At 40.9% G+C, this 22,627-nt stretch carries 19 protein-coding genes; 10 read left to right on the plus strand and 9 right to left on the minus strand.

The window, feature by feature from the left end:
• The first annotated feature begins 38 nt into the window (after positions 1-38).
• A complete protein-coding gene (locus AC3KZC_RS01100; RefSeq protein WP_490578276.1) occupies positions 39-683 on the plus strand; it encodes a YiaD family glycine zipper/OmpA-like lipoprotein in 645 nt (214 codons plus the stop codon).
• A 71-nt stretch (positions 684-754) separates the two neighbouring features.
• Here the strand turns inward: AC3KZC_RS01100 and AC3KZC_RS01105 are convergent, their stop codons facing one another.
• Together AC3KZC_RS01105 and AC3KZC_RS01110 are read right to left on the minus strand one after the other, a co-directional pair.
• Positions 755-1,108 (minus strand): rhodanese-like domain-containing protein, encoded by a 354-nt coding sequence (locus tag AC3KZC_RS01105; RefSeq protein WP_490578275.1) that lies wholly within the window; start codon positions 1,106-1,108, stop codon positions 755-757.
• 2 nt (positions 1,109-1,110) lie between these two features.
• Positions 1,111-1,299 (minus strand): YgaP family membrane protein, encoded by a 189-nt coding sequence (locus AC3KZC_RS01110; protein ID WP_490578274.1) that lies wholly within the window; start codon positions 1,297-1,299, stop codon positions 1,111-1,113.
• Positions 1,300-1,435: 136 nt separating this feature from the next.
• Between AC3KZC_RS01110 and AC3KZC_RS01115 the strand changes: the two genes are divergently transcribed.
• Genes AC3KZC_RS01115 through AC3KZC_RS01125 form a run of 3 tightly spaced genes read left to right on the plus strand, consistent with a single transcriptional unit; the run spans position 1,436 to position 6,134 of the window.
• Complete coding sequence (locus AC3KZC_RS01115; RefSeq protein WP_490578273.1) at positions 1,436-1,747, plus strand: ArsR/SmtB family transcription factor; 312 nt, start codon at positions 1,436-1,438, stop codon at positions 1,745-1,747.
• Complete coding sequence (locus tag AC3KZC_RS01120; protein ID WP_490578272.1) at positions 1,744-5,073, plus strand: efflux RND transporter permease subunit; 3,330 nt, start codon at positions 1,744-1,746, stop codon at positions 5,071-5,073. Before AC3KZC_RS01115 ends, AC3KZC_RS01120 begins: the two co-directional genes overlap by 4 nt.
• A 2-nt stretch (positions 5,074-5,075) precedes the next feature.
• Positions 5,076-6,134: an efflux RND transporter periplasmic adaptor subunit gene (locus AC3KZC_RS01125; protein WP_490578271.1), complete on the plus strand. Its 1,059-nt coding sequence runs from the start codon at positions 5,076-5,078 to the stop codon at positions 6,132-6,134.
• Between the two features lie 73 nt (positions 6,135-6,207).
• On the opposite strand, the gene AC3KZC_RS01130 is transcribed toward AC3KZC_RS01125, so the two are convergent.
• The gene (locus AC3KZC_RS01130) at positions 6,208-6,885 is read right to left on the minus strand and encodes a nitroreductase family protein (RefSeq protein ID WP_490578270.1); all 678 of its coding nucleotides are present in this window, start codon (positions 6,883-6,885) and stop codon (positions 6,208-6,210) included.
• 316 nt (positions 6,886-7,201) lie between these two features.
• Here AC3KZC_RS01130 and AC3KZC_RS01135 point away from each other — a divergent pair, with 316 nt between their 5' ends.
• Positions 7,202-8,077: an ABC transporter ATP-binding protein gene (locus AC3KZC_RS01135; RefSeq protein ID WP_490578269.1), complete on the plus strand. Its 876-nt coding sequence runs from the start codon at positions 7,202-7,204 to the stop codon at positions 8,075-8,077.
• A gap of 9 nt (positions 8,078-8,086) precedes the next feature.
• Complete coding sequence (locus tag AC3KZC_RS01140; RefSeq protein ID WP_490578268.1) at positions 8,087-11,668, plus strand: ABC transporter permease/M1 family aminopeptidase; 3,582 nt, start codon at positions 8,087-8,089, stop codon at positions 11,666-11,668.
• 101 nt (positions 11,669-11,769) lie between these two features.
• Here the strand turns inward: AC3KZC_RS01140 and AC3KZC_RS01145 are convergent, their stop codons facing one another.
• Positions 11,770-12,222: a GNAT family N-acetyltransferase gene (locus AC3KZC_RS01145; RefSeq protein ID WP_490578267.1), complete on the minus strand. Its 453-nt coding sequence runs from the start codon at positions 12,220-12,222 to the stop codon at positions 11,770-11,772.
• Positions 12,223-12,685: 463 nt separating this feature from the next.
• Here AC3KZC_RS01145 and AC3KZC_RS01150 point away from each other — a divergent pair, with 463 nt between their 5' ends.
• Entirely contained in the window at positions 12,686-13,000 is a 315-nt protein-coding gene (locus AC3KZC_RS01150) for a DUF3718 domain-containing protein (protein WP_490578266.1), read from the plus strand.
• Between the two features lie 97 nt (positions 13,001-13,097).
• Here the strand turns inward: AC3KZC_RS01150 and AC3KZC_RS01155 are convergent, their stop codons facing one another.
• Positions 13,098-13,832, minus strand: coding sequence for a substrate-binding periplasmic protein (locus AC3KZC_RS01155; RefSeq protein WP_490578265.1), 735 nt, complete (start codon positions 13,830-13,832; stop codon positions 13,098-13,100).
• A gap of 133 nt (positions 13,833-13,965) precedes the next feature.
• Between AC3KZC_RS01155 and AC3KZC_RS01160 the strand changes: the two genes are divergently transcribed.
• Together AC3KZC_RS01160 and AC3KZC_RS01165 are read left to right on the plus strand one after the other, a co-directional pair.
• Positions 13,966-16,122, plus strand: coding sequence for an ATP-binding protein (locus tag AC3KZC_RS01160; RefSeq protein WP_490578264.1), 2,157 nt, complete (start codon positions 13,966-13,968; stop codon positions 16,120-16,122).
• 109 nt (positions 16,123-16,231) lie between these two features.
• On the plus strand, positions 16,232-17,302 hold the full coding sequence (locus tag AC3KZC_RS01165) for a metallophosphoesterase (protein ID WP_490578263.1): 1,071 nt from the start codon (positions 16,232-16,234) through the stop codon (positions 17,300-17,302).
• A 58-nt stretch (positions 17,303-17,360) separates the two neighbouring features.
• Here AC3KZC_RS01165 and AC3KZC_RS01170 read toward each other — a convergent pair whose 3' ends face one another.
• Both AC3KZC_RS01170 and AC3KZC_RS01175 read right to left on the minus strand, forming a co-directional pair.
• A complete protein-coding gene (locus tag AC3KZC_RS01170; RefSeq protein WP_490578262.1) occupies positions 17,361-18,239 on the minus strand; it encodes a DMT family transporter in 879 nt (292 codons plus the stop codon).
• 15 nt (positions 18,240-18,254) lie between these two features.
• Complete coding sequence (locus tag AC3KZC_RS01175; protein ID WP_490578261.1) at positions 18,255-19,607, minus strand: magnesium transporter; 1,353 nt, start codon at positions 19,605-19,607, stop codon at positions 18,255-18,257.
• Positions 19,608-19,741: 134 nt separating this feature from the next.
• Here AC3KZC_RS01175 and AC3KZC_RS01180 point away from each other — a divergent pair, with 134 nt between their 5' ends.
• On the plus strand, positions 19,742-20,593 hold the full coding sequence (locus tag AC3KZC_RS01180) for a glucosaminidase domain-containing protein (RefSeq protein ID WP_490578260.1): 852 nt from the start codon (positions 19,742-19,744) through the stop codon (positions 20,591-20,593).
• A 280-nt stretch (positions 20,594-20,873) separates the two neighbouring features.
• On the opposite strand, the gene AC3KZC_RS01185 is transcribed toward AC3KZC_RS01180, so the two are convergent.
• Both AC3KZC_RS01185 and AC3KZC_RS01190 read right to left on the minus strand, forming a co-directional pair.
• Positions 20,874-21,572, minus strand: a complete 699-nt coding sequence (locus AC3KZC_RS01185) for a pseudouridine synthase (RefSeq protein ID WP_490578259.1) — start codon at positions 21,570-21,572, stop codon at positions 20,874-20,876.
• The gene (locus AC3KZC_RS01190) at positions 21,565-22,614 is read right to left on the minus strand and encodes an RDD family protein (RefSeq protein WP_490578258.1); all 1,050 of its coding nucleotides are present in this window, start codon (positions 22,612-22,614) and stop codon (positions 21,565-21,567) included. The genes AC3KZC_RS01185 and AC3KZC_RS01190 overlap by 8 nt, the downstream gene beginning before the upstream one ends.
• Between the last annotated feature and the right edge of the window lie 13 nt (positions 22,615-22,627).

Raw genomic sequence — 22,627 nt, forward strand, 5'->3', positions numbered from 1 at the left:
TAGTTTAAAATTCACAATGCAACATTAGGTTTCTTACTATGGCTTTTCATCTTCATACATTCAAAAAAATTATTATTCCTAGCGTCATTATTCCTTTATTTTTATCTGGTTGTGCGGCTACTAACGCTGAAAAGGGGGCTGCCATAGGGGCTGTTGCTGGAGCTGTGATTGGAAAATCAACCAGCAACCATAAAGATAAGCGTTTGATTTATGGAGCTGCAATTGGCGCCATTGCAGGTGCAGCTGTGGGCACTTACATGGATAAGCAAGAGCAGGCATTTCGTGATGAACTTGCTGGTTCTGGTGTAGAAGTGGTGCGTGAGGGCGACAATTTACGCTTGGTTATGCCGTCTAATATTACTTTTGCGACAGATCAATCTTATATTTCAACCGGTTTTCACGATACGTTAGATGCAATTGCTAAAGTAATGAATAAATACGAAAAAACATTTTTAAGCATCGAAGGTCACACCGATAGCACAGGTAAAGCGGAATATAACCAAAGCCTATCTGAGCAGCGTGCATTAAGTGTTAAAAATTATTTATTAAACAAGCAAATTTTAGATGTGCGCTTGAGTACGCAAGGTTGGGGTGAGTCTCGTCCTATTGCGAGCAACGAAACAAGCTCAGGTCGTGCATTAAACCGCCGTGTAGAAATTCAAATTGTGCCAAATAAGGCATAATTAGTTTAAAAAACAAAAAAGCCAAAGTGACGACTTTGGCTTTTTTATTGGTAAAAATAAAGCAATCTACTTTAGTTGGGTTGATATGCCGCTTGAATAATGGGTGCTTTGCACGTAATAACGGTGACATTTTCATAACCAATTCGTTTTAGTTGCTCTGCACTGAGGGTTGCCCGAGCAGCCGTGGCGCAGTGTAAATAAATTGGCCGCGTTTCATCTTTTTCAATCTCTAGTAATTTCATTTCTAACAAACCGCGTGGAATATTAATCGCGCCATGTGCAGGCATTGCAGCGTGCTCAGCAGGCTCGCGTACATCAATGAGTAAACCATGATTTTCAAGCATCTCTGCTTTCGCATCTACAGCGCTTATTTTACGAATATGGGCTGAAACTTCAGTAATTAGATCGGGTATCGACATCAACATAATTAGTCCTTTAAACCAAGTGAGCGTAATAAACTAATCATAGGGCACCATTTTGAAAATGCCGATTGGATTAAGTTTAAAGCGATAAATAGGGTGAAAAAAGTCCAGTATGGATGAACAAAGTAACTTAATAAAACCGAAACTATGATCATAAAACCGGCTATGAGGCGAAGAGCATCATTTATATTCATGGTGAGTCCTTAAGTGCGTGAGTTAAAACGGTTGACTAAATTTAGTATATTAGATTTGTTTAAATTAGCAATGTCTAATATTAGACAATTCTAATGTAATTGCTATACTAGCGTTATTAATGAAGAGGCTAGTGATATGCAACTTGATATAAACCAATTAACTAACAACGCCGAACAAGCCGAAAGCTTTTTGAAATTGTTAGCAAATAAAAATCGATTGATGATTTTGTGTACCTTGTTACAAGGTGAGTTGAGCGTTGGTGAGCTCAATAACTTAGTGCCGCTGGCTCAGTCTGCACTATCGCAACATTTAGCTGGATTGCGAAAATCAGGCCTCGTTAGTACGCGGCGAGAAGCACAAACAATTTATTACCGAGTTGATGACCCTCGTGTAGCGGCGATATTAACGCAGCTTTACCAATTCTTTTGCCAAGGAACGTCATCATGAGTGATTTAAAGCATCCCGTTGATAAGCTGATTGCTCAATCGCTTTCTGGGGCAATGCCGATGTTTATTTTTGTCTGTGCTGTGTTGCTCGGTATGTTGGCTTTAAACTTTACTGCCCGTGAAGAAGAGCCGCAAATTGTTGTGCCAATGCTTGATATTTTAGTCGATGTACCCGATGTCGCTGCCACTCAGGCTGTTCGTCAGGTCACGACCCCACTTGAAAAGCTATTGGCGCAAATACCTGGGGTGGAGCATGTTTATTCAACGACTCGTCACGGTCAAGTTGCTGTAACACTTCGTTTTTATGTAGGTGAAAATCGCGAAAATGCGATTTTAAATACCTACAATAAACTCAATGCTAATCAAGATCAGATGCCAAGTATCGTTAAAAGTTGGCAAATAAAGCCGATTGAAGTCGATGATGTGCCCATTATGATGCTTGGATTGTGGAGCGACCAACCGCAGCTTTATGATGATTATGAACTGCGCCGCTTTGCCGATGAAATAGTGATTGAGCTACAAAAAATTGCCCAAAGCAGTGAGGTAAAAGTAATTGGTGGGCGTAAGCGCCAAGCACAAGTGATGCTTGATTCTGCAGCAATGGCTGCCCGCAATACCACCATGATTGACGTACTTAATGCAATTACAGTGTCAAATCAGTTGCAACAAGTGGGCAGTCGAACTGCGCAAGGACAGCAAATAATTGTGGAAGCGGGTGACGTACTGCGCCACAGCAGTGAATTAAATAACCTTGTGGTCAATGTCATAAATGGTAAAGCGGTTTATTTAAAAGACATTGCCACGCTCACCGATGGGCCAAGTGAGCCGACTAGCTATCAATGGTTAAGTTACGCAGCTGCCCACCAAAATAGCGCTCAATATCAAAGTGATTACCCGCTTGTTACGCTCAGTATTGCAAAACAAACTGGCAGCAATGCGGTTGTTTTAACTGAGCAAGTACTTGAGAAAATGGCGTTGATTAGTCAGCAAATTCTCCCCAAAGAAGTGCATTTTGAAGTGCTGCGCGACTATGGCGCCACAGCCGATGAAAAAGTAAATAACTTAACCTCCAGTTTAGCGTTTGCTGTGTTTACCGTGGTGATTTTTGTTGGGGTGTTTTTAGGTTGGCGCCCTGCGATTGTGGTCGGCCTTGCGGTACCAATTTGTTATGGGATTACCTTATTTTTAGATATGAGCATGGGGTACACCATTAATCGTGTCACCTTGTTTGCCTTAATTTTATCACTTGGTTTATTGGTTGATGACCCGATCACCGGCATTGATAACATCAGTCGCTTTTTAAAGCGCAGCGGTGATAAAACCAACAATATTGTGCTGGCCATGGCTGAAATTCGTGGTGCGCTTGTGATGTCGACCATCACGATTATGTTGGCGTTTATTCCGCTAGCGTATATTACCGGCATGATGGGCCCTTACATGGCGCCAATGGCATTTAATGTGCCGATTAGTGTGATGGTTTCAACGGCGGTGGCATTTTTCGTTACTCCTTGGTTGGCGTTAAAGTTACTTAAGCCTAATGAAGCCCTCAGTAATGATGAGTTGGTTGAAAATGGCGGCTGGTATGGCCGAATGATCAGCCCGCTGCTTGCTAATCGTCAGCGTGCTAAATATACCTTATGGCTAGTGTTGGGATTGTTTGTGATCAGCGCAGCACTGCCTATTTTTAGAACTGTGCCGCTGAAGCTATTGCCCTACGATAATAAAAACGAGGTACAAATATTAATTGATCTCCCCGAAGCTGCCACGCTTGAGCAAACTGCAGCAATGAGTCAGCAAATTATTAGTACTTTAAAGCAATTACCGGAAGTAACGACCTTTGCTGCGTATGTGGGCGAGCCATCAGCGATTGATTTTAATGGCATGGTGCGTCGTTACTATCAGCGAGTGGCACCAAATTTAGCTGATATTCGGGTTTTATTATTAGATAAAACAGAGCGTGAGCACCAATCTCATGCGGTGGTGCTTCGAATGCGTGAGTTATTAGCGCCGTTAAATCAAAATGGTATTCGTATTAAAGTGGTTGAAGTTCCGCCAGGTCCGCCAGTATTAAGTACTTTGGTGGCTGAAGTCACAGCGCTGCCATTTGTAAGTGATGAAACACACCAAGCTGCAGCGCATGCTGTGATGGCAAGGCTTGGCACAGAAGCCCATGTTGTTGAAATAGATTCAAGCTTAATGAGCCCGCAAAAACTGCAACGCTTTGTTACCGATCAAGAAAAAGCGGCGCTTTCAGGTATTGCAAAACAAGATATTAAACACACCTTAGCTTTAGCGAGCGGTGGTGCAATCGCGGGTATTATTCATGAACCAAATGAAATAGAACCGCTTGATATAGCTTTAAAACTCCCTTATGCGCAGCGCAATCAGCTTGAAAGTTTATTAAGTTTGCAAGTAAAAGGCCGTGTTGGTATGAGCCAAACTCAGCAAGGGTTGGGGCTTGAAAGTGCACCGCAACCGCTCGTGGCATTGTCTGAGCTTGGGCATTTTAGCGAGCATGAGGTCGAGCAAGTCATCACACGTAAAGATTTAAATAATATTATTTATGTGTTTGCTGAGCTTAATGGCCGCACGCCAGCAGAGGTGATCAGTGATTTAAGTCATGATTTAGTCGATAGCGAGCACAAAATAGAGCGCTCGGATCTTACTGCATGGCAAGACCGCCATTATTTAAATGCCGGGGGCGATGATTGGTGGCAGTTACCCAGTGGTACTGCTTTAAGTTGGAGTGGCGAAGGTGAGTGGCGCATTACCATCAGGGTATTTCGAGATATGGGTATTGCCTTTGCTTTTGCGCTGGCAGCTATCTTTGTTTTGCTGCGCATTCAAACTCAATCGGTTGCGTTATCACTGATTATTATGTCGGCAATTCCACTCACCATCATAGGGATTATGCCGGGCTTTTGGTTGATGAATCAATTTGGTGAGCGGTTGATTGCAGGCAGCCCTGAGCCTGTATTGTTTACCGCGACAGCGATGATAGGCATGATTGCACTTGCGGGTATTGTGGTGCGAAACTCACTGATTTTAGTTGAATTTATTACCCTTTCGCGTAATCAAGGCTTGGCGATTAAAGAGTCGTTAATTCAAGCGGGTGCAGTGCGCATGCGCCCAGTGTTGTTAACCGCAGGGACAACGTTGCTGGGGAACTTGATCATCACGCTTGACCCTGTGTTTAGTGGGCTTGCGCTTGCAATTATGTTTGGCATTGTCGCATCAACTTTATTTTCGTTATTTGTTGTGCCGCTAGTTTATTTTTTAGTATTTGTTGAGCCTACGGGCGACGTTGCTCAATCAGAGGAGTTTTAATCATGTCTATACAAGTTAAAAATAATTGGTTAATGCCTGTTGTTGCGATTGGGTTGTTATTGGTTTTGATTGCAGTGATGGCTGGGTTATTCAGTGAAAAAGTATCACCGAGCGATACTGTTGCACAGGCATCGTTTTTTGGCAAAACTCAGGCAGTAACAGCGCAAGCGATTGAGCAAACTGAATATGTACCAGCAACAATTATTGCAAAACAAAATACCGTAATCTCGAGTCGGATTTTGGCACCCATCAAAACATTTGCGGTACGGGCAGGGCAAGCTGTACAGCAAGGCGATTTATTAATTGAGCTTGAAGATGGCCAATTAAAAGCACAAGTTGCACAAGCTAAAGCGCGGCTAGATGCGGTTAATAGTCAGCTCACGCAAGCGCAGCTACAGCTTAATCGCGCTATTAAATTACGTGAGCAAGGCTTAACTGCAATGAATGATTTAGATGTTGCTAAAACTAACTTTACAGAGCTTGAAGCGAGCCGCAATAGTGCAGCTGAGCAACTTGAGCAAGCGCAGGTGGGGTTATCATACAGTCAAATTCGTGCGCCAATTTCGGGTAAAGTGGTTGATCGTATGGCTGAACCCGGTGATACCGTAAGCCCAGGGCAGGTGCTGTTATCGATTTATAATCCACAATCGTTACAAATTGAAGCTGCGGTGCGTGAGCAAAAAGCAGTGAGTTTAAAGTTGGGCCAGTTATTGGCGGTCGAGGTGGCCTCTCTTAACCTTAGGGGACAAGCAACGGTTGCAGAGATAGTGCCTGTAGCCGATAGTAGTGCACGTAGCTTTTTGGTGAAACTTGATTTTGCTAATGATGTTAGGCTTATGCCAGGAATGTATGCCAAGGTGAGTTTACCAAGCAGCAGCGAAACTCAGGTGGTGATTGACCCGCAATACATTACTCGGTATGGGCAACTTAATATGGTTAAAGTCTTTAATAATAATCAGGTTGAGCGTCGCTTTATTCGCACAGGGGTTGTGCTGGATACTAAAAGGATTGTTGTTGTCTCGGGTTTAATAGCTGGTGAGCGGTTGGTGGTTGAAGAGTGATAAATTTATTTAAAATTAGTAAGTAGTTCATGTATATACAACTAAGGAGCCTGCATTGCAGGCTCTTATTGTTTTATAAAAAAGTCGCTATTTCAGCCAACCCTTTTTTAACTAAAGCATGCTCAGGAATACTCGCATCGTCATTTGGATATCCGGCAATAATTAGCATATAAGGGCGTTCGTTATCTTTATCGCGGCCACAAATATCACTTAAAAAACTCATTGGTTTAGGTGTGTGTGTAAGAGTCACCAAACCGGCATGGTGCAATGCTTGAATTAAAAAACCCGTCGCAATCCCTACGCTTTCATGAACATAATAATTGGTGTTTTTATCATCAGCATGAATGCCGCCTTTCTTTTGGCTAAAAATCGCAATCAGCCATGGAGCATGTTCAAGATAAGGTTTGTTTGCATCAGTACCAAGCGGCTTTAGAGCATCAAGCCACTCTTCACCTGCACGGCCTTCATAAAATGATCGCTCTAAGTCTTCGGCAGCTTTGCGAATTTTTTGTTTAACATCTTGGCTATTGATTGCCACAAAATGCCAAGGCTGATGATTAGCCCCGCTCGGTGCTGTGCCTGCGGTTTTGATGCATGCTGCAATTATTTCTTTTGGCACTGGCTTATCTGAAAATGAACGGATTGAATGACGGCGCTGGCTATTGGCTAAAAATGCTTCAGCACGTGCGAGCATTTCGTTTGTTGGGTATTCAATATAATCAGTTAAAGGTTGGTTTTGATGTGCTTGCATGGGCTTTTCGCTTCTCATTAGGGGATTAATGGTAAATTTATACCTAGCTTAGTGACACCAAGCAAGCACAAATTATAGAGTCAACACTCTATGTTAAGTTGTCGTTTAGGATTTATTTTATTGATTATATTGGTTTTTAAACTTAATCATGATTGTGGTTGTTCTTTTTAGCGTTATTAAATTTTGGCGTCTTTGCTTTAGACCTTTTATCACTTTTATTGACCGTTAATCACCTAGCGAGGGCTTAATTGTTGGCCATCACTTATGCTGGTGAGCGAAATTCATTCTATAAAAATTACAACGAGAGGTGCAAAGAATGTTAAAAATTGAAGGCTTATCAAAAACCTATGATAACGGCGTCAAGGCTCTGGATAATGTGAATTTAACCATTCCCAAGGGAATGTTTGGTTTGCTTGGCCCTAATGGAGCAGGAAAATCATCGTTAATGCGTACCATTGCAACCTTGCAGCAAGCGGATGCCGGTAGCATTAAATTTGCTGAGATTGATGTCTTAAATGACCCTCAAGCACTGCGCCAACGCTTAGGTTATTTGCCGCAAGATTTTGGTGTGTATCCGCGCATTAGCGCTTATGAATTACTTGAGCATATGGCTATTTTAAAAGGACTAAATAACAAAGCTGAGCGTAAAGAAGCTGTTGAGGGATTGTTAGCACATACCAACTTATATCAACATCGTAAAAATGCGGTGAGTGGATTTTCAGGTGGCATGCGTCAGCGTTTTGGTATTGCCCAAGCCTTATTAGGTAACCCTGATTTACTCATTGTTGATGAGCCAACCGCTGGTCTTGATCCCGAAGAGCGTAATCGGTTTCATAATTTGCTGGTGAGCTTAGGTGAAGAAAAAGTGATTATTCTATCAACGCATATTGTTGAAGATGTTACTGAACTGTGCCCCAAGATGGCAGTATTAGCATCAGGGCAAATTATTCTTGAAGGTAATCCTGTGAGCCTTACCGATGAGCTGCAAGGCAAAATCTGGCGTAAAGCAGTATCACAGCAAGAAGCGCAAGAAATTGAAGCATCGATGCCAATTATTTCCAAACGTTTATTTGCAGGCCAAACCATAGTTCATGTCATGGCTGATGAGCCACCACAAGGCTTTGAAACGGCACCCGCCAACCTTGAAGATGTGTATTTTTCAACGCTTCATAAGCACAGACGCGCGGCATAAGGAGGCGTTATGTTAGCTAGAATGTTTATGTTTGAATGGCGCTATTTTGTGCGTCAACCTTCATTTTATGTCACCAGTTTGATTTTTTTCTTTTTGACTTTTTTTGCCACGGTCAGTGAAAACGTTCAGATAGGTGGCGGTGGTAATGTTTTGTATAACGGGCCATTTTCGATTGCGCAAACCTTAGTGATTATGGGGTTGTTTGCCATGTTTTTAGTGGTGAATTTTGTTGCGAGCACCGCAACACGTAATGACTCCAGCAAAATGTCTGAGTTACTTTATAGTAAACCAATCAATCCTTTTACTTATCAATTAGGCCGTTTTTTTGGCTCGTTTGCAGTGGTATTAACGGTGTTTAGTTTTGTGCCACTGGGTATTTTACTGGGCACATTGATTGGAAGTGTAACGGGTTGGGTGGATGTTGAGCGCTTAGGTGAAACTCATTTAAGTTATTACTTTACAGCGTTCTTTTATTTATCGGTGCCAACCTTATTTGTTTTATCGTGTTTCTTTTATGCGGTAGCTGTCCGTTTTCGCTCAATGATGGCTGTGTATTTGTCAGCGGTGGCGCTGTTTATTCTCTATACCATTTCAGGGCAGTTTTTATCCGAGCCTGAGTATCGTGTTTTGGCGGCGCTGGCCGATCCATTTGCGTTTAATACCTTGGCAGAAGTAACTCGTTATTGGACCATGTTTGATAAAAATAATACTGCTATTGAGATGTCTGGTGTATTGCTTGAAAACCGTGTTTTATGGGCGGTGATTGGTGTTGTGATCATGGCGCTGTTTGGTGGTTTTAGAAGTCTTGAGCGTTTGCCTAAAGGTAAAAAAGTCAAAAAAGCGAAACAAATTCAAGGTGATGATTCTGCGTTGTTAACCAACACCATTAGTTATCGTAGCAGTCGAATCGATAACATCAGTCAACTTATTCACCGTACTAAGTTTGAGATTAAACAAGTGGTCTTCAGTGCGCCATTTTTAATTTTGGGTGCGTTAACGGTCTTTTTACTCGTCGCCCCTTTGCTCGATCCACAAGGTATGTTTGGTACACCAAACTGGCCATTAACCCAAATCATGGTGGAGTTAATCGCAAGCTCAACCAGTATGTTGATGTTGATTGTATTAGCTTATTACAGCGCTGAAATTGTATGGCGTGAACGTAGTTCGGGCATGGGCGATATTATTGATTCCATGCCTGTAAAAAACAGTACTTTTTGGTTGTCAAAACTGATAGCGATTTGTTTAGTTATGACGCTGTTGTACGTATTTGGCTTGTTAGTGACGGTGAGTAATCAGTTACTGCAAGGTTATAGTCATATCGAATTAAGCCAGTACCTTATCCGTTTAGGTTACGTTAATTTAGCGTCATTTTTTATGACCGCAGTGCTTGCGTTTTTCTTACAAGTTATTAGCCCAAATAAATATGTTGGCATGATGCTGTTTGTTTTATACATAATCAGTACGATAGTGCTCGGTAACTTTGGCTTTAGCCATAATATGTTCCACTTTAGTCAAGCGCCGGCTGTTCTATACTCTGATATTAATGGGTTTGGCACTTATTTAACGGCGCATTCTTGGTATTTAGTCTATTGGGGTGCATTTACTGTGGTATTAGGCGCTTTAGGGTATGGCTTGTGGCATCGTGGTCCGGCGCAGTCTTTAAAAGTACGCTTAAGTCATTTGGGCTATCAATTAGCTCCAGCGGGTAAAATGGCGGTTGCGGCCGGCTTAGTCGTTTTTGTCGCATCAGGCAGTTACATTTATTACAACACGCGAGTGCTCAATGAGTTTATGGTGCAAGACGATCGTGAACAGCTTCAAGCAGATTACGAGAAAAAGTACGTGCAATATAAAGATGCGCCTATCCCAACCATTACCTCTACTAAGGTCAATGTTGATATTTATCCGTATCAACGCAAACTCACTGCTCAAGCCGATATTGTGGTTAAAAACACCTCAAACGAAGTGATCGAGCGCTTTTTAGTATCACGTCCGAGTAATAACGCTCGCCAGTGGGATGTTAAAATTGCAGGCGGCCAAATTGCAGAGCAGGATGCACAGTTTAATACTGCTTGGTTTGAATTTAAGCAACCATTACAGCCCGGTGAAACGCGTTCAGGTCAGCTCACAGTCGTGCGTGAAAGCCAAGGTTTTACCGATGCAGATGAAGATGTGAAGCTGGTTCAAAACGGCACCTTCTTAAATAACTATGAGTTGTTCCCAAACTTTGGTTATAACGAAAGTTATCAGCTAAGTGACCGTCATAAGCGTCGCCAACATGATTTAGAACCGCTAGAGCGCGCCAATAAGTTAGAAGACTCAGCCCATTATAATGAGAGTTTTTTTGGTAAAGGGATTGGTTTTATCGACTTTGAAGCCACCATTACTACAGCCGAAGATCAGTTTGCCATTGCGCCAGGGTATTTGCAGTCTGAGTCAGTTGCTAATGGCCGTCGTACATTCCACTATAAAATGGACGCCCCAATGGTGAACTTTTATTCGGTGATGTCGGCAAAGCTTGAGCGTAAACATGAGCAATATAAAGGCATTGATATTGAAGTGTATTATCACAAAGATCATGACATGAATATTGATCGTATGATTGAGTCGGTTCGTGATTCGATTGATTACTTTACCGCTAATTTTGGCCCTTATCAGCACAAACAAATGCGGATAATTGAGTTTCCAGGTTATCAATCGTTTGCACAAAGTTTTGCTAATACGGTGCCTTACTCTGAAAAAATTGGTTTTATTACTGATTTACGCGATCCTGAAAATATCGATCCTGTGTACTACGTGACTGCGCATGAAGTGGCTCATCAATGGTGGGGTCACCAAGTGGGGGCCGCAAATGTACAAGGCAGTGCGATTATTTCTGAAAGTTTATCGCAATACAGTGCGTTGATGATTATGGAGAAAAAATACGGCGAAGATAAAATCCGTAAGTTTTTAAAATATGAGCTCGATCGCTACTTACGTGGCCGCACCGTTGAAGCATTAGAAGAAATGCCACTGATGCGTAGCGAAGACCAACAGTACATTCATTACCGTAAAGGGTCAGTGGTCATGATGTCGCTCAAAGACCGCTTAGGTGAAGCGAGACTGAATCAAGCGTTAAAAGCGTTTTTGGCGCATTACCAGTATCAAAGCGAACCTTATCCAACAACCTTAGATTTAATGGCCTATATCAATCAAGATACTACAGAAAGCGAAAAACAGTTTGTTAGTAACTTATTTGAATACATTACCTTATATGACTTAAAAACTACCGAAGTCGCAATTGCTGAGCAAGTGGATGCAAATGGTTATTACGATGTAACCTTAACGGTTGAAGCGAAGCTGCAGCGTGCTGATGGCCAAGGTAAAGAAACTGAAGTCGCGTTTTCAGATAAGGTTGATATTGGTTTGTTTAATGCCGATCCAGATGATTTAACGGCAGCGGATAACGTGCTGTATTTAGAAAAACATACGATTGAAAGTGGCACTAATACCATCACTTTAAAAGTTAAAGAAAAGCCACTTTATGCAGGGGTTGACCCTTTTATTAAGTTGGTTGATCGCGACAGTGGCGATAACATTAAAAAGTTATAACCACGGATTAACGTGTTTGAACAGGGCAACAATCAGCGCTTTTTAATGGCTGGTTGTTGCTTTTTTATTGGATTTTTTCAGATAAACCGGATTTTTTAGTTTTAATTATCGGTTAATTTTAGGTAGTAGCTTTTAAATTGCTCTTCAAGTTGGTAACCCAGCGACAGGTAGAGTTTTTGTGATTCAGTATTGGTATGGTGAGTTTCAAGCGTTAAGCTTACTGCAGCCGTTTCAATTGCCATGGCTTTGGCTTTATCGAGCAATGCCTTACCCACACCTTGCCCCCTGACAGCCTCAATGACAAATAAATCGTTTAATATCCAGCTGCGTTTAGCTGAAATAGATGAAAATGATGGATAAAGCTGCACAAATCCAACCATTTTATGGTCCTCGTTCTTTGCGACAAAGATCACCGATTCATTGGCCGCAATTCGTTCAGTTAAAAATGCTTTGGCTAAATTAATGTCGCTTGTTTGTAAATAAAACTGCCTGTACTGATCAAATAATACCGCCAGCTCGGTAATGTCAGGCAAATAAGCACGTTGGATAGTCATACATCACACCTTGATTAAAATATCAAAACTCTAAACTAAAAAAGTAGGTTCACTCTTCCTGTTTACCTTTATCTACTCTATCGCTGTCTAGTGATTGAAAACAAGCTAAATAAATGGCTATTTTTTTTAAGAGAGTGTTACAAAATGCGTTTGCCCCAAAAAAAAGTTGTGCGATAAAAAATTAACAAATCAGCTAATGATTTGGCTAAATAATGGTCTTTTTTACTCATTGGTAGGGGTAAAATAAATTTCAGCTGGGGGCGGTGAAACCAAATGTGTCGCTGCTTACATTTGGTTATATCTTTAAGGGATTTGGTTAACAATTATACAGCTTAGGGGTTTGGCTGCCGACATACCTTGTTACTTCAGGATATGCTTTTGATACACATTATGAATCGGATTGTATTACCTTCAAATGGTCACGTATTTATTACTTAACTAGCGCACCAAGAGGGACTTTATCATGAAACTATTAACCACTATTTTAGCAACTACAACATTATTAATCAGTGCCAATACTATGGCGCATGAGCAGGTGAAACTGACTGCATCGGATCACTCTCCATCAACACAAATTTGTATGGCGGTGGTGTCGAATAAGCCAATAAATTTGATTAAAGTATTAAAAGAAAATCAAATAACGATGAAAACAGCCACAAAAAAAATACGTTGCAATGACTTAACCTTAAGTGATTTTGCCCAAAAATATTCGGCCATTAAAATTGTAAATAATTTGAAGCGTTATGAGCAAAAAGCAGAGTTGTACAGTGCTCTGTAAGTGTTAACTAAATGTTATTGAGTTTTTTATTGGGCGTGCTAAATTTAAACAGACATTCCCAACAATTAAAAAGACACTGCTTGTAGTGTCTTTTTTCTTATTTGCGGTTTAATAGTGCGATTTGCGCTGCAATTTTTGCGATTAAATCATCGGAAGTTTCAAGATTAAAGGCCATGCACAGTGGTTTTGGTGTCGCGGCTCCAATAGCTATTTCAGGAGCTATAATCCCTGCATCTAACCCTTGTGCTTTGATATTTTCAATCATAGTAAATTCAGTAGAAGCCATATAATCGACACGCCCCGCAATGAGTTTACGAAAATTAGTCACACCTAAGCTGCTGCTATCTACATGCACTTGAGGATGGTGCTGCAAAAAATCAAAAGCCACATCATTTTTTATCACTGCTATAGAATGCTGGTTTAATTGTGAAAGAGTCAGATCCGCTAAATCCTTTCGACTTGTTAAACGAAACAGAAATATTTGAGGACTCTCAATTAAAGGGCACAACCATTTAAATTGGTCTTCTCGTTCTGAGGTTTTAAAAATTGAAAAGATCATGGTATTGGGGATTTTTTTCGCGTGTTGAAGCGCTCTGACCCATGGATAGCTGTGAATTTCATAACTGACATTTGCATCACGCAAGAGTTGCTCGACCACTAATGTGGCGCGGCCAACAATGCGCCCCTCTTTATTGGTGTAATTAAAAGGAGGCCATTCTTCTGTAACTACCTGCAATTGCACTGACGCATCTGAAAATTGCGAGTAACCTAATAAGAGTGTGGTCAGGTAAAAAAACGTGGTTCGTAAGCTGAGTTTTAAGGAAGTGAACATGAGCGCCCTTATTTAGAATGACAGTGCTCAGAGTTAAACAGAGCAAGCAACCTAATATTTTTACCGCTAAGTTATGCTTTTATAGCATCGCAATTTTGTTATGATAAACCTCAACTTGAGTAAGGTCATCATAATGCTTGAATTAAAAACGCTTTTTATCACTAGTTTTTGTATCGTTATGGTGATGTGCCTACTTAACTTCCTGACTTGGCGAGCGAATAAAAATACACCTGGCACCCTATTATTTGTTTTTTATCCTCTCCTTATTTTACTCGCATTAGCATTATTTAAGTTTCATAACCATGAAAATGGTTGGGAAGATTATGCGTTAAGTTTCGGTTATTTATTGCTTTTTTTAGCATCCATTATTCAAGCTATCGCACTATGTCGATTTTTTCAATTTAAGCACCTAAGTTTAACACTTTTTTTGATTGCCACTCTTTGGTTAAGCGTTACGTTTAACTGGTTTTTGTTTGGCGATAACAACCTTCATGCACGAATTCTGATTTACGATTTGCAACGGATTATTGAAGGGGTTTTTGTAAGTTATTTATTTATTCAAGTTGCCTTAAAGCGCTATCCCAATGCCAGTATTATCTACTTAATTCATTGTTGTTTGTTAATCGGGATATTTAGCCTTCGCACCTTGTTACTCAAAGATTTAACCAGTGAAGAGATTATTAAAGATGGCTGGTTTAGTGCGGCTATCTTATTTATAGGTATTCTAACACCGATGTTTTATGCAACGGGTTTGGCGGTATTGTGTAATGAACGCCGTTCTGAAAACTTAAAAAGCTTAACCGAAAAAGCGCAAAAAGATGCGGAACTGCGCGGGCTTTTTTTATCGACGATGAGTCATGAAATTCGCACGCCTCTTAACGGTATTTTAGGCAGTGCACAATTGATTATGAATCAGTTATCAGACCCAAAAGGTAAGCCTTATTGTGAAGCCATCATTCACTCTGCTGAATCACTTAACTTTTTAGTGACCCAAGTGCTCAACTACGCCACCGTTGACCAAAGTACCAGTGCGTTATATGAAGAAGATGTTGAGCTTGAGCCTTGGTTAAAAAATATTTGTTTATTATCAAGCCCCATTGCAGAGCAAAAGCGCTTAAAGTTTGATCTTAACGTTAATTTGCCAGCCAAGTCTTGTTATTACTTTGATCAAGAGCGTTTGCGACAAGTTTTGAGTAATTTAATAAACAATGCCATTAAGTTTACCGATCAAGGCTCTGTGACTATCCAAGTCGATTTGCTGCATTCAAAAACATTGGAGCACACCTTGCACTTTTCGGTGCAAGACAGTGGTCCTGGTATTGAAGATGATGAAATTGAATATTTAACCGAGCCTTATGTACAAACTAGTAGCGGTAAGAAAAAAGGTGGTACTGGTTTGGGATTGGCGATCAGTAGTCGAATTTTAGCTAAGTTAGGCAGTCATCTTGAAATTCAAAGTGAGATTGGTAAAGGAAGTACCTTTAGTTTTAATTTAACAGCGGCTTTAGGTGAGCTGAGCTTGGTTGAGCAGCGCCATAAATCGAAGCAATACTTAACGGGGTTAAACATTCTGTTAGTGGAAGATTTGCCGCTTAATCAAAAAATTGCGATTGAGCTGATGGCGATGGACGAGCATAAAGTAAAATTGGCAGATACCGGTAAAAGTGCCATTGAGTTGCTGCAGCTTTATAAATTCGACGTTGTATTACTTGATATGAATTTACCCGATATTAGCGGTCAAACGGTGTTGCGTGAGCTGCAAGCTATTGCGCATTTAAATACAACCACACCTATTTTGGCTTTTACTGCCAGTTTAAGTAAATCTGAAACCGATGAGTACGAAGCGTTAGGTATTAAAGATGTCGTTGCAAAACCAATCAAGCAAGACAAGTTACGCCAAGCTATCACTAATTCGCAAAAAGGGTATTTACCAATTAGCGCTGTTGAGTTAAAGCCCGTTTTGTATGATGTAATTGCTGCGCACTCTCTGGCAACGTCGTTTAATGAGGATGAGTTGTCTTCGGTTTATAACGAGTTTGTTTTATCAGCGCGCAGCAAGCTCAATCGCTGCCAAGAAATTGCAACGACAGATCAAGAACAGTGCATCAAAGTATTGCATCGCCAAGCTAGCACCGCTTTGCAACTAGGTTTTAATTTGTACGGCCTTGAGCTTAAAAAACTAGAGCGTCGGTTACTCGATAAAAAAACACCGCTTGAGTTCAGCGAGGCGATTGAGATATGGCAGCAAAGTTTGGCGCAATACCTTCAGCATGTGCGTACCATGCTCTAGTAATCGATGTACCTGTGCTCAAATAGAGAGAAAATAGAGATAGAAGCTATTGTGTTTGTTTAAGTGTTTTGCTCTCATCTATCAGATCAATGTAAATGGAAGTCGATGGATGTTTCTTAGTAAAAAAATTACCTTATTTAGTATTTTTGCGTGTTTTTGCTTTAGTGCAATCACGGTTGCAAATGATGAAAAGCCAGTTAACACTGTACTTTATAACGATGGCCCTTATTTAATTGATGGGCAGGGTGTATTACAGCAATACACGATTGAACAAAACAAACTTAAAGTCTCGAGCTATGAGGGAGAGGCGCGTTTTGCGACCAAATACCCAATCAGTAAGTCAGACATTTACCAAAATGTAGATAAAATTGCAGCAATCAGTGATATCCATGGTCAAGTTGATATTTTTATTCAGCTGCTTGAAAAAAATGAAGTGATCGATGCCAATCACAATTGGCAATTTGGCAAAGGTCACTTGGTGATCACTGGTGATATATTTGACCGCGGCGATACGGTGACTGAGGCACTGTGGCTTGTTTATAAGTTAGAACAACAAGCCGAAAGGGCGGGTGGTAAAGTACATTATTTATTGGGTAACCATGAATATATGGTATTACGTGGGGATGAGCGTTATCTCCATGATAAATACCGCCAAACGTTGGTATTAATGCAGCGAGACTTAAAAAGCTTGTTGGGTGAAGATACTGTGCTTGGCCGATGGTTACGCAGCAAATCAACCATCATTAAAATAAATGATATGGTGTTTTTACATGGCGGGATTCATCAAGATTATCTCGATCTTAAGCTGAGTTTTGAGCAAGCGAATCAGCATTTTCGCGAAAGTATTGGCCTTGTAAGATCTGAGATGGTCGATAACCCAATTTATCAAACCTTACATGGCTCAACAGGGCCAGTGTGGTATCGCGGTTATTTTCGAGACGAACACCTTACTCAAGCCCAAGTCGATACCATACTTAAAGAACTTCAAGCGCAGTATATAGTTGTTGGCCATACGTCGTTTGAACAGCTAGAAACACGCTTTGATAATCGTATTATTGCCATTGATAGCTCAATTAAAAATGGTAAAAAAGGGGAGTTGTTGCTGTGGCAAAAACCACATTTTATCCGAGCGGATATGCAAGGTAAGCAAACCGAATTTATTCCTCTAAAAGCCCAATAATTAAGCGTGAGCAAAACTAAAGTTAGTGTTGCTCAATGCGATTGTTGTCAGTGCAACTTTAAGAGTGAGGTAGCATGACTAATACTGCTGCCCCCGCTATCAATATCAGGCCAATGGTGTCTTGTTTTTTAGGTATTTGTTTTAAAAATAAAACCGCAATAAGTAATGTGAAAAACACTTCAATTTGCCCCACCGTTTTGACAAAAGCAACGTGCTGTAAACTCATAGCACTAAACCAACCAATTGATCCTAAACAACTTGTTAAGCTAACCGCGGAGGTTGTTTTACGATGTTGCCATAGGTCTGTAAATGTTGATCTTTGCGCATAAAAAACATAAGCGCTCAGTAATACAGTTTGTAACGCGATAACTAACACTAACACCCAAGCAGCACTATGTGGAAATGGCAAGCCAAGGCTAATACTTGCTTCACGCACCCATAAAGAAGTAAGTGCAAAGGCGGTGCCACAGGCTAATCCTAGCAGCACCGTAGGTAGGTTGAGTTGTTTAATGCTTTTTACGCCGCTTAAAATGAAAACGGCAATTGTACCAATTAAAATACCCAGCCAGCCGATGGGAGCTAAAGTGCTACCAAAAAACCAGCTGCCAATTAATGCGGCCATTACCGCTTCACTTTTTGCAAGCCCTGCACCCACTGCGTAGTTTTGCAGTTTAAATAGCTTCACCATTAATGCGGTTGCGACAATTTGCATCAGTGCTGCGGCAAAAATAAAACCAATAAACGCGCCGCTAAAATCGGGGATGGTTGCAGGGATAAACCAATAAAGCGAGAGTAAGTAAAGCAACGCAATGGGACCAGCTAAAATAAAACGGGCCAAAGTGACGCCTAATACACTGACATAGGCGCTGAGTTTACTTTGTAAGGCGTTACGAAACGCCTGCATAAAAGCAGCAAAAAGAGTAAATGCAATCCACATTACAACAATGTCCTGTTATAGCAGCAGTAAACTACCTAGGCCTAAAAAGGTCACAAATCCAACAATGTCGGTTACTGTGGTTAAAATCACTGAGCCAGAAAGAGCAGGGTCGATTTTGAATTTATCTAAAATCCATGGGATCCATACGCCAGACATGGCCGCTGCAACTAAGTTTAATAAAATAGCGACCGTAATGGTGAAACTTAGCATGCCATCACTGAACCATAAATAAGTAATCGCACCAATGACTAACGACCACACTAATCCATTGAGCGCCCCGACGCGCAGTTCTTTTTTCAGTAATGCATTGCGGTTAGCGTCGGTGACTTGTCCAAGTGCTAACCCTCTAACAATAACGGTTAAAGTTTGGCTGCCTGCAATCCCCCCCATTGATGCGACTACCGGCATTAAAACCGCAAGTGCGACAACTTGCTCAATTGTGGCGCCAAATAAACCAATAAACCATGACGCTAAGAAGGCGGTGGCTAAATTAATGCCAAGCCAAATACCTCGGTTTTTCGCACTTTTACGTACGCTTGCGAATAAGTCTTCGTCTTTGCTTAAACCACCGGCATTGACTGCAGCAGAATCAATGCTTTCTTGACGTAATTCATACGCCGCAGCAACGGTTAAGCGGCCAATTAAGCGATTGTCAGCATTAACGATTGGAGTGGCCATATTGCCACTATGAATTACAACCTCAGCCGCCTCATAAAGGTCGTCTTCGGCTGATAAGCTCATAATGTCGTGATTGGCGAGGGTTAAAAGAGAATCTTGCTCATCAGCTTTAAGTAAATCATTAACTGCAACCTCACCCATTAAACGGCCTTGGCGTGTGACAAGATAAATGACCTCAGTAAATTGGGGGAGGCCTTTTAGCAGTAATTTTTTTGCCCCAGCAATAGTAAGCTTTTCAGATACTTTTAAAAAATCGAACCCAAGCCAGTGGCCTAGCTTATCTTGGCTATATTGTTGGGCGAGTTCGTATTGCTTGATTTGCGCTTCATCGAGTTGTTTTTTTGCATAATCAATAAAACGCTGTGGGATAACTTCTTCTAACTCTAATAATTCGGCAACATTCACTTCTTCAAGTAATGCGAAGCACGCTTCATCTTCAAGGGTGTGTAATAACCAGCGACAGCTATCATCGCCTAAATTAACAAATATCTCATGTTGGGTGTCATCATCAAGCAACTCCCAAATATCCATCCGCATCTCTTTTGGGATCGCTTCAAATAATAACGAGAGATGTTCGGTTGAGAGGTTTTGCTGAGCATCAAGGAGTAACTTATTTTTACGCTCAGCGGTATCACAAAGAATTAACTCGTTTATCAATTCGGGCAATTGGTCAATTGGATACTCTGTCATCGCGAGGCCTATGGTTGTTTTTTAATGAGGTTTACCTTTAGTTTACCTTAGTAATTAAAAAATAGTTGGCTAAGCTGGAAGTTATGAGATAAAAACTGAAGGTAAGTGATGCTTTTTCACTCAAGGAGAACCATATGCTTGTATCTCAAAAAAAATTATTTATCGGTTTGGCTATTTTTTCTTTATGTGTAGGAGCACTAAGCACTTGGTTATATCGGGTGATGGCAGTGGACCCGTTAGCAATATTAAATGCCACCAGTAAAACACCCGTGACCAGCTTACCTGATTTTGAACGCTATCAAGATGTGAATGAAAAAAAACAAGCCTTTTTTAATTTTTTGCGGCCAATTATTAAAGAACAAAATGATTTTATTCGCGCTCAACGAGTTCAAGTAAAACAATACGCCGAACAATTTAAACAAGGTAAAGCGCTGACTGAGCAGGATATAGCGATATTAAAAGCCTATGCAGACGCCTATCATATTGACGAACAAGATTTTGATGCGGATTTTTTTGCCGTATTAGTGCGCCGAGTTGATGTGATCCCTCCTTCTTTGGCGCTTGCTCAGGCTGCCATTGAATCGGGGTGGGGGACTTCTCGGTTTGCCAAAGAAGGAAATAACTTATTTGGTCATTGGTGTTTTAGTGAGGGATGTGGTTTTGTACCATTATCTCGCGATAACAATAAAGCGCATGAAGTCGCTAAGTTTGATACCGTCAATGAAGCAGTGCGTAAATATATGCGTAATTTAAATGCGTATTATCCTTATACGCCAATGCGCGAAATTCGCTTATCTAATCGTGCTGAACAGCAAGTTATTACTGGTTTAGCGTTGATCCACGGATTAATTGATTACTCTGAAATGAAAGATAAGTACATCACTAAAGTAGTCCGCATGATAAAACAAAATAAGTTATCTCAGTATGATAATGCGGTGGCTGTAGAAAAAGAGCTTACTGATAAAAGTGATGAGGCGTTTGATTGAGGCGGTTAGCGCACAACTAAACGTGTTTGATTTTTAGCGTGGTGAGCAAGAGTCTAACCGCTATATCAGCGACTTAAACATTCTAATTGTAACGGAAAATCAACCCACTCTGAATTATTATAAAAGAATGCCGTAGGTTTTGGCGTACTGCGACATGCGACAAAATGCCACAGGGCAAGATCAACCATGTTTGTTATACTCTATTTGAAACTACTGTTTATTTTTGCAACTGCCCTAACACAATGTTAGGGCTTTTTTATACATTAAATTGATACAGGCGTTAAATGGCGTTACTTTTTAATTGTATATGCGCTTTGCTGATGGCTTTAAATTCACCAGACTTTAAATTATCTAAGTGTAAATTGGAGATTCTAACCCGTTCTAATTCAATAACACGAAAGCCGCAGTATTTAGTCATTTTACGAATTTGCCGATTCAGCCCTTGGGTCAACGTAATATGAAACTCTTGCTCTGCAGTTTGCCACACAGTACATGCTTTGGTGATTTGGCCGTCAACTAGAATTCCCGCGGCCATTTTTTTGCAAAAATCAGCATCAATAGGGCGCTCTACCGATACGCGATATTCTTTTTCTTGATGGTGATCGGGGTGATTCATTTGATGATATAAATCGCCATCATTAGTCAATATCATCAACCCATAAGAATCTTTATCTAAGCGGCCAATCGGATAAATGCGTATATCAGGGGGAAGTAAGTGAATTAAGCTGGTTGGGTCGTTTGGTAATAAACGGCTATCAATCCCAACAGGTTTATTAAAAAGGTAATACACTTGTTCTGCTTGGTAGACCAGCAACTCATCATTAACGGTAATCATATCATTGGGGCCCACAAAGCAGATGTGATCGGCAATGGCGTTATTTACAGTGACTAAACCTTGGTCAATTAAACGCGATGCTTGGCGACGAGAGCACAAACCAGCATTGGCGATGTATTTTGCTAAACGAATCCCCTCATTCATGGTGTTTTAATTCATCAAGATTAATAGTTTGTTTAAGTGAGCCTTTAATTACCACTGTTGCGCTGATTTTATCTTGAATTGCTTGGCGGTTAGGGTCCCAATAAATCTGTAAAAAGCCCAATAAACCTGTAGCAAATCCAGCGCCATAACCACCATAACGGCCAAACGCCTCCCAAAGCGACAAATACTGACCCGATAAGGACACGACTCGGATATTAAGCAGCTTCTTACCCGGTGTTTGCCCACGCCACAATAATGGAAATAACGTGAAATACACCGCAGCCCAACCAAATCCCAACCCTAAATCCGATAAGATCCCTTTAGCCCATTCAATCAGGCTGTAGGCGGGTTGGTCGTTTTTTTGAGGATTGCTTTCTAGTTTATCTGTGCTTATTTTATCGGCCAAAGGGGCGAGTTTACTTTGCTCTGCAATGCTTGTTACTTTTTGTTCAGTTGAAGTATCGAGGTGGGTCAGCATGTTTAATACGAAGTGATTCAATTGTTTGGTGTCATCATCTACTAAGTCATCAAGATTCGGTGCTGCTTCAATTAACGTTTTTTGAGCGTGCTGTTGGCATTCTGGGGTGCAATTTTTATCTTCGGTTGTCGCTAAATATTGCTGTACTGCTTTTTTTTGTGCTGCAGTAAAATTGATATCTCCATTGATCCCGCTAATCAGCGGCTCGGGAGTGCCTTCAAAATAATCAACCCCTTCATTTAGTAACGAAAGAGAGGCGACAAACAAAAATGACGCAGCAATAATTTTTAAACTTTTCCTTACCCAGCCACTCATAGTGGGTAAATATTGCTCAGCAGTGCCTTTATAAAATGCCGTAGCTGCAACAAACGCAATAAGAGCAGCGCTTAGTTTTGCGGCTAAAAAAATCAGAGTCACATCAATGACCATTGCAAATCCTCTGCGATGAGGGTGTGCGAGCGGTAAGCCTAACAATGCTTCATTAATTTTAAATGCGTAGGGCGTGACTATTTCTCGAGTTTCGTCGCTGTTTAAATCAAGTTGTTTAAATTCACTGGCTTTCATGACATAAAAAGCC

The sequence above is a fragment of the Pseudoalteromonas sp. J2K-J031 genome, assembly GCF_058197095.2.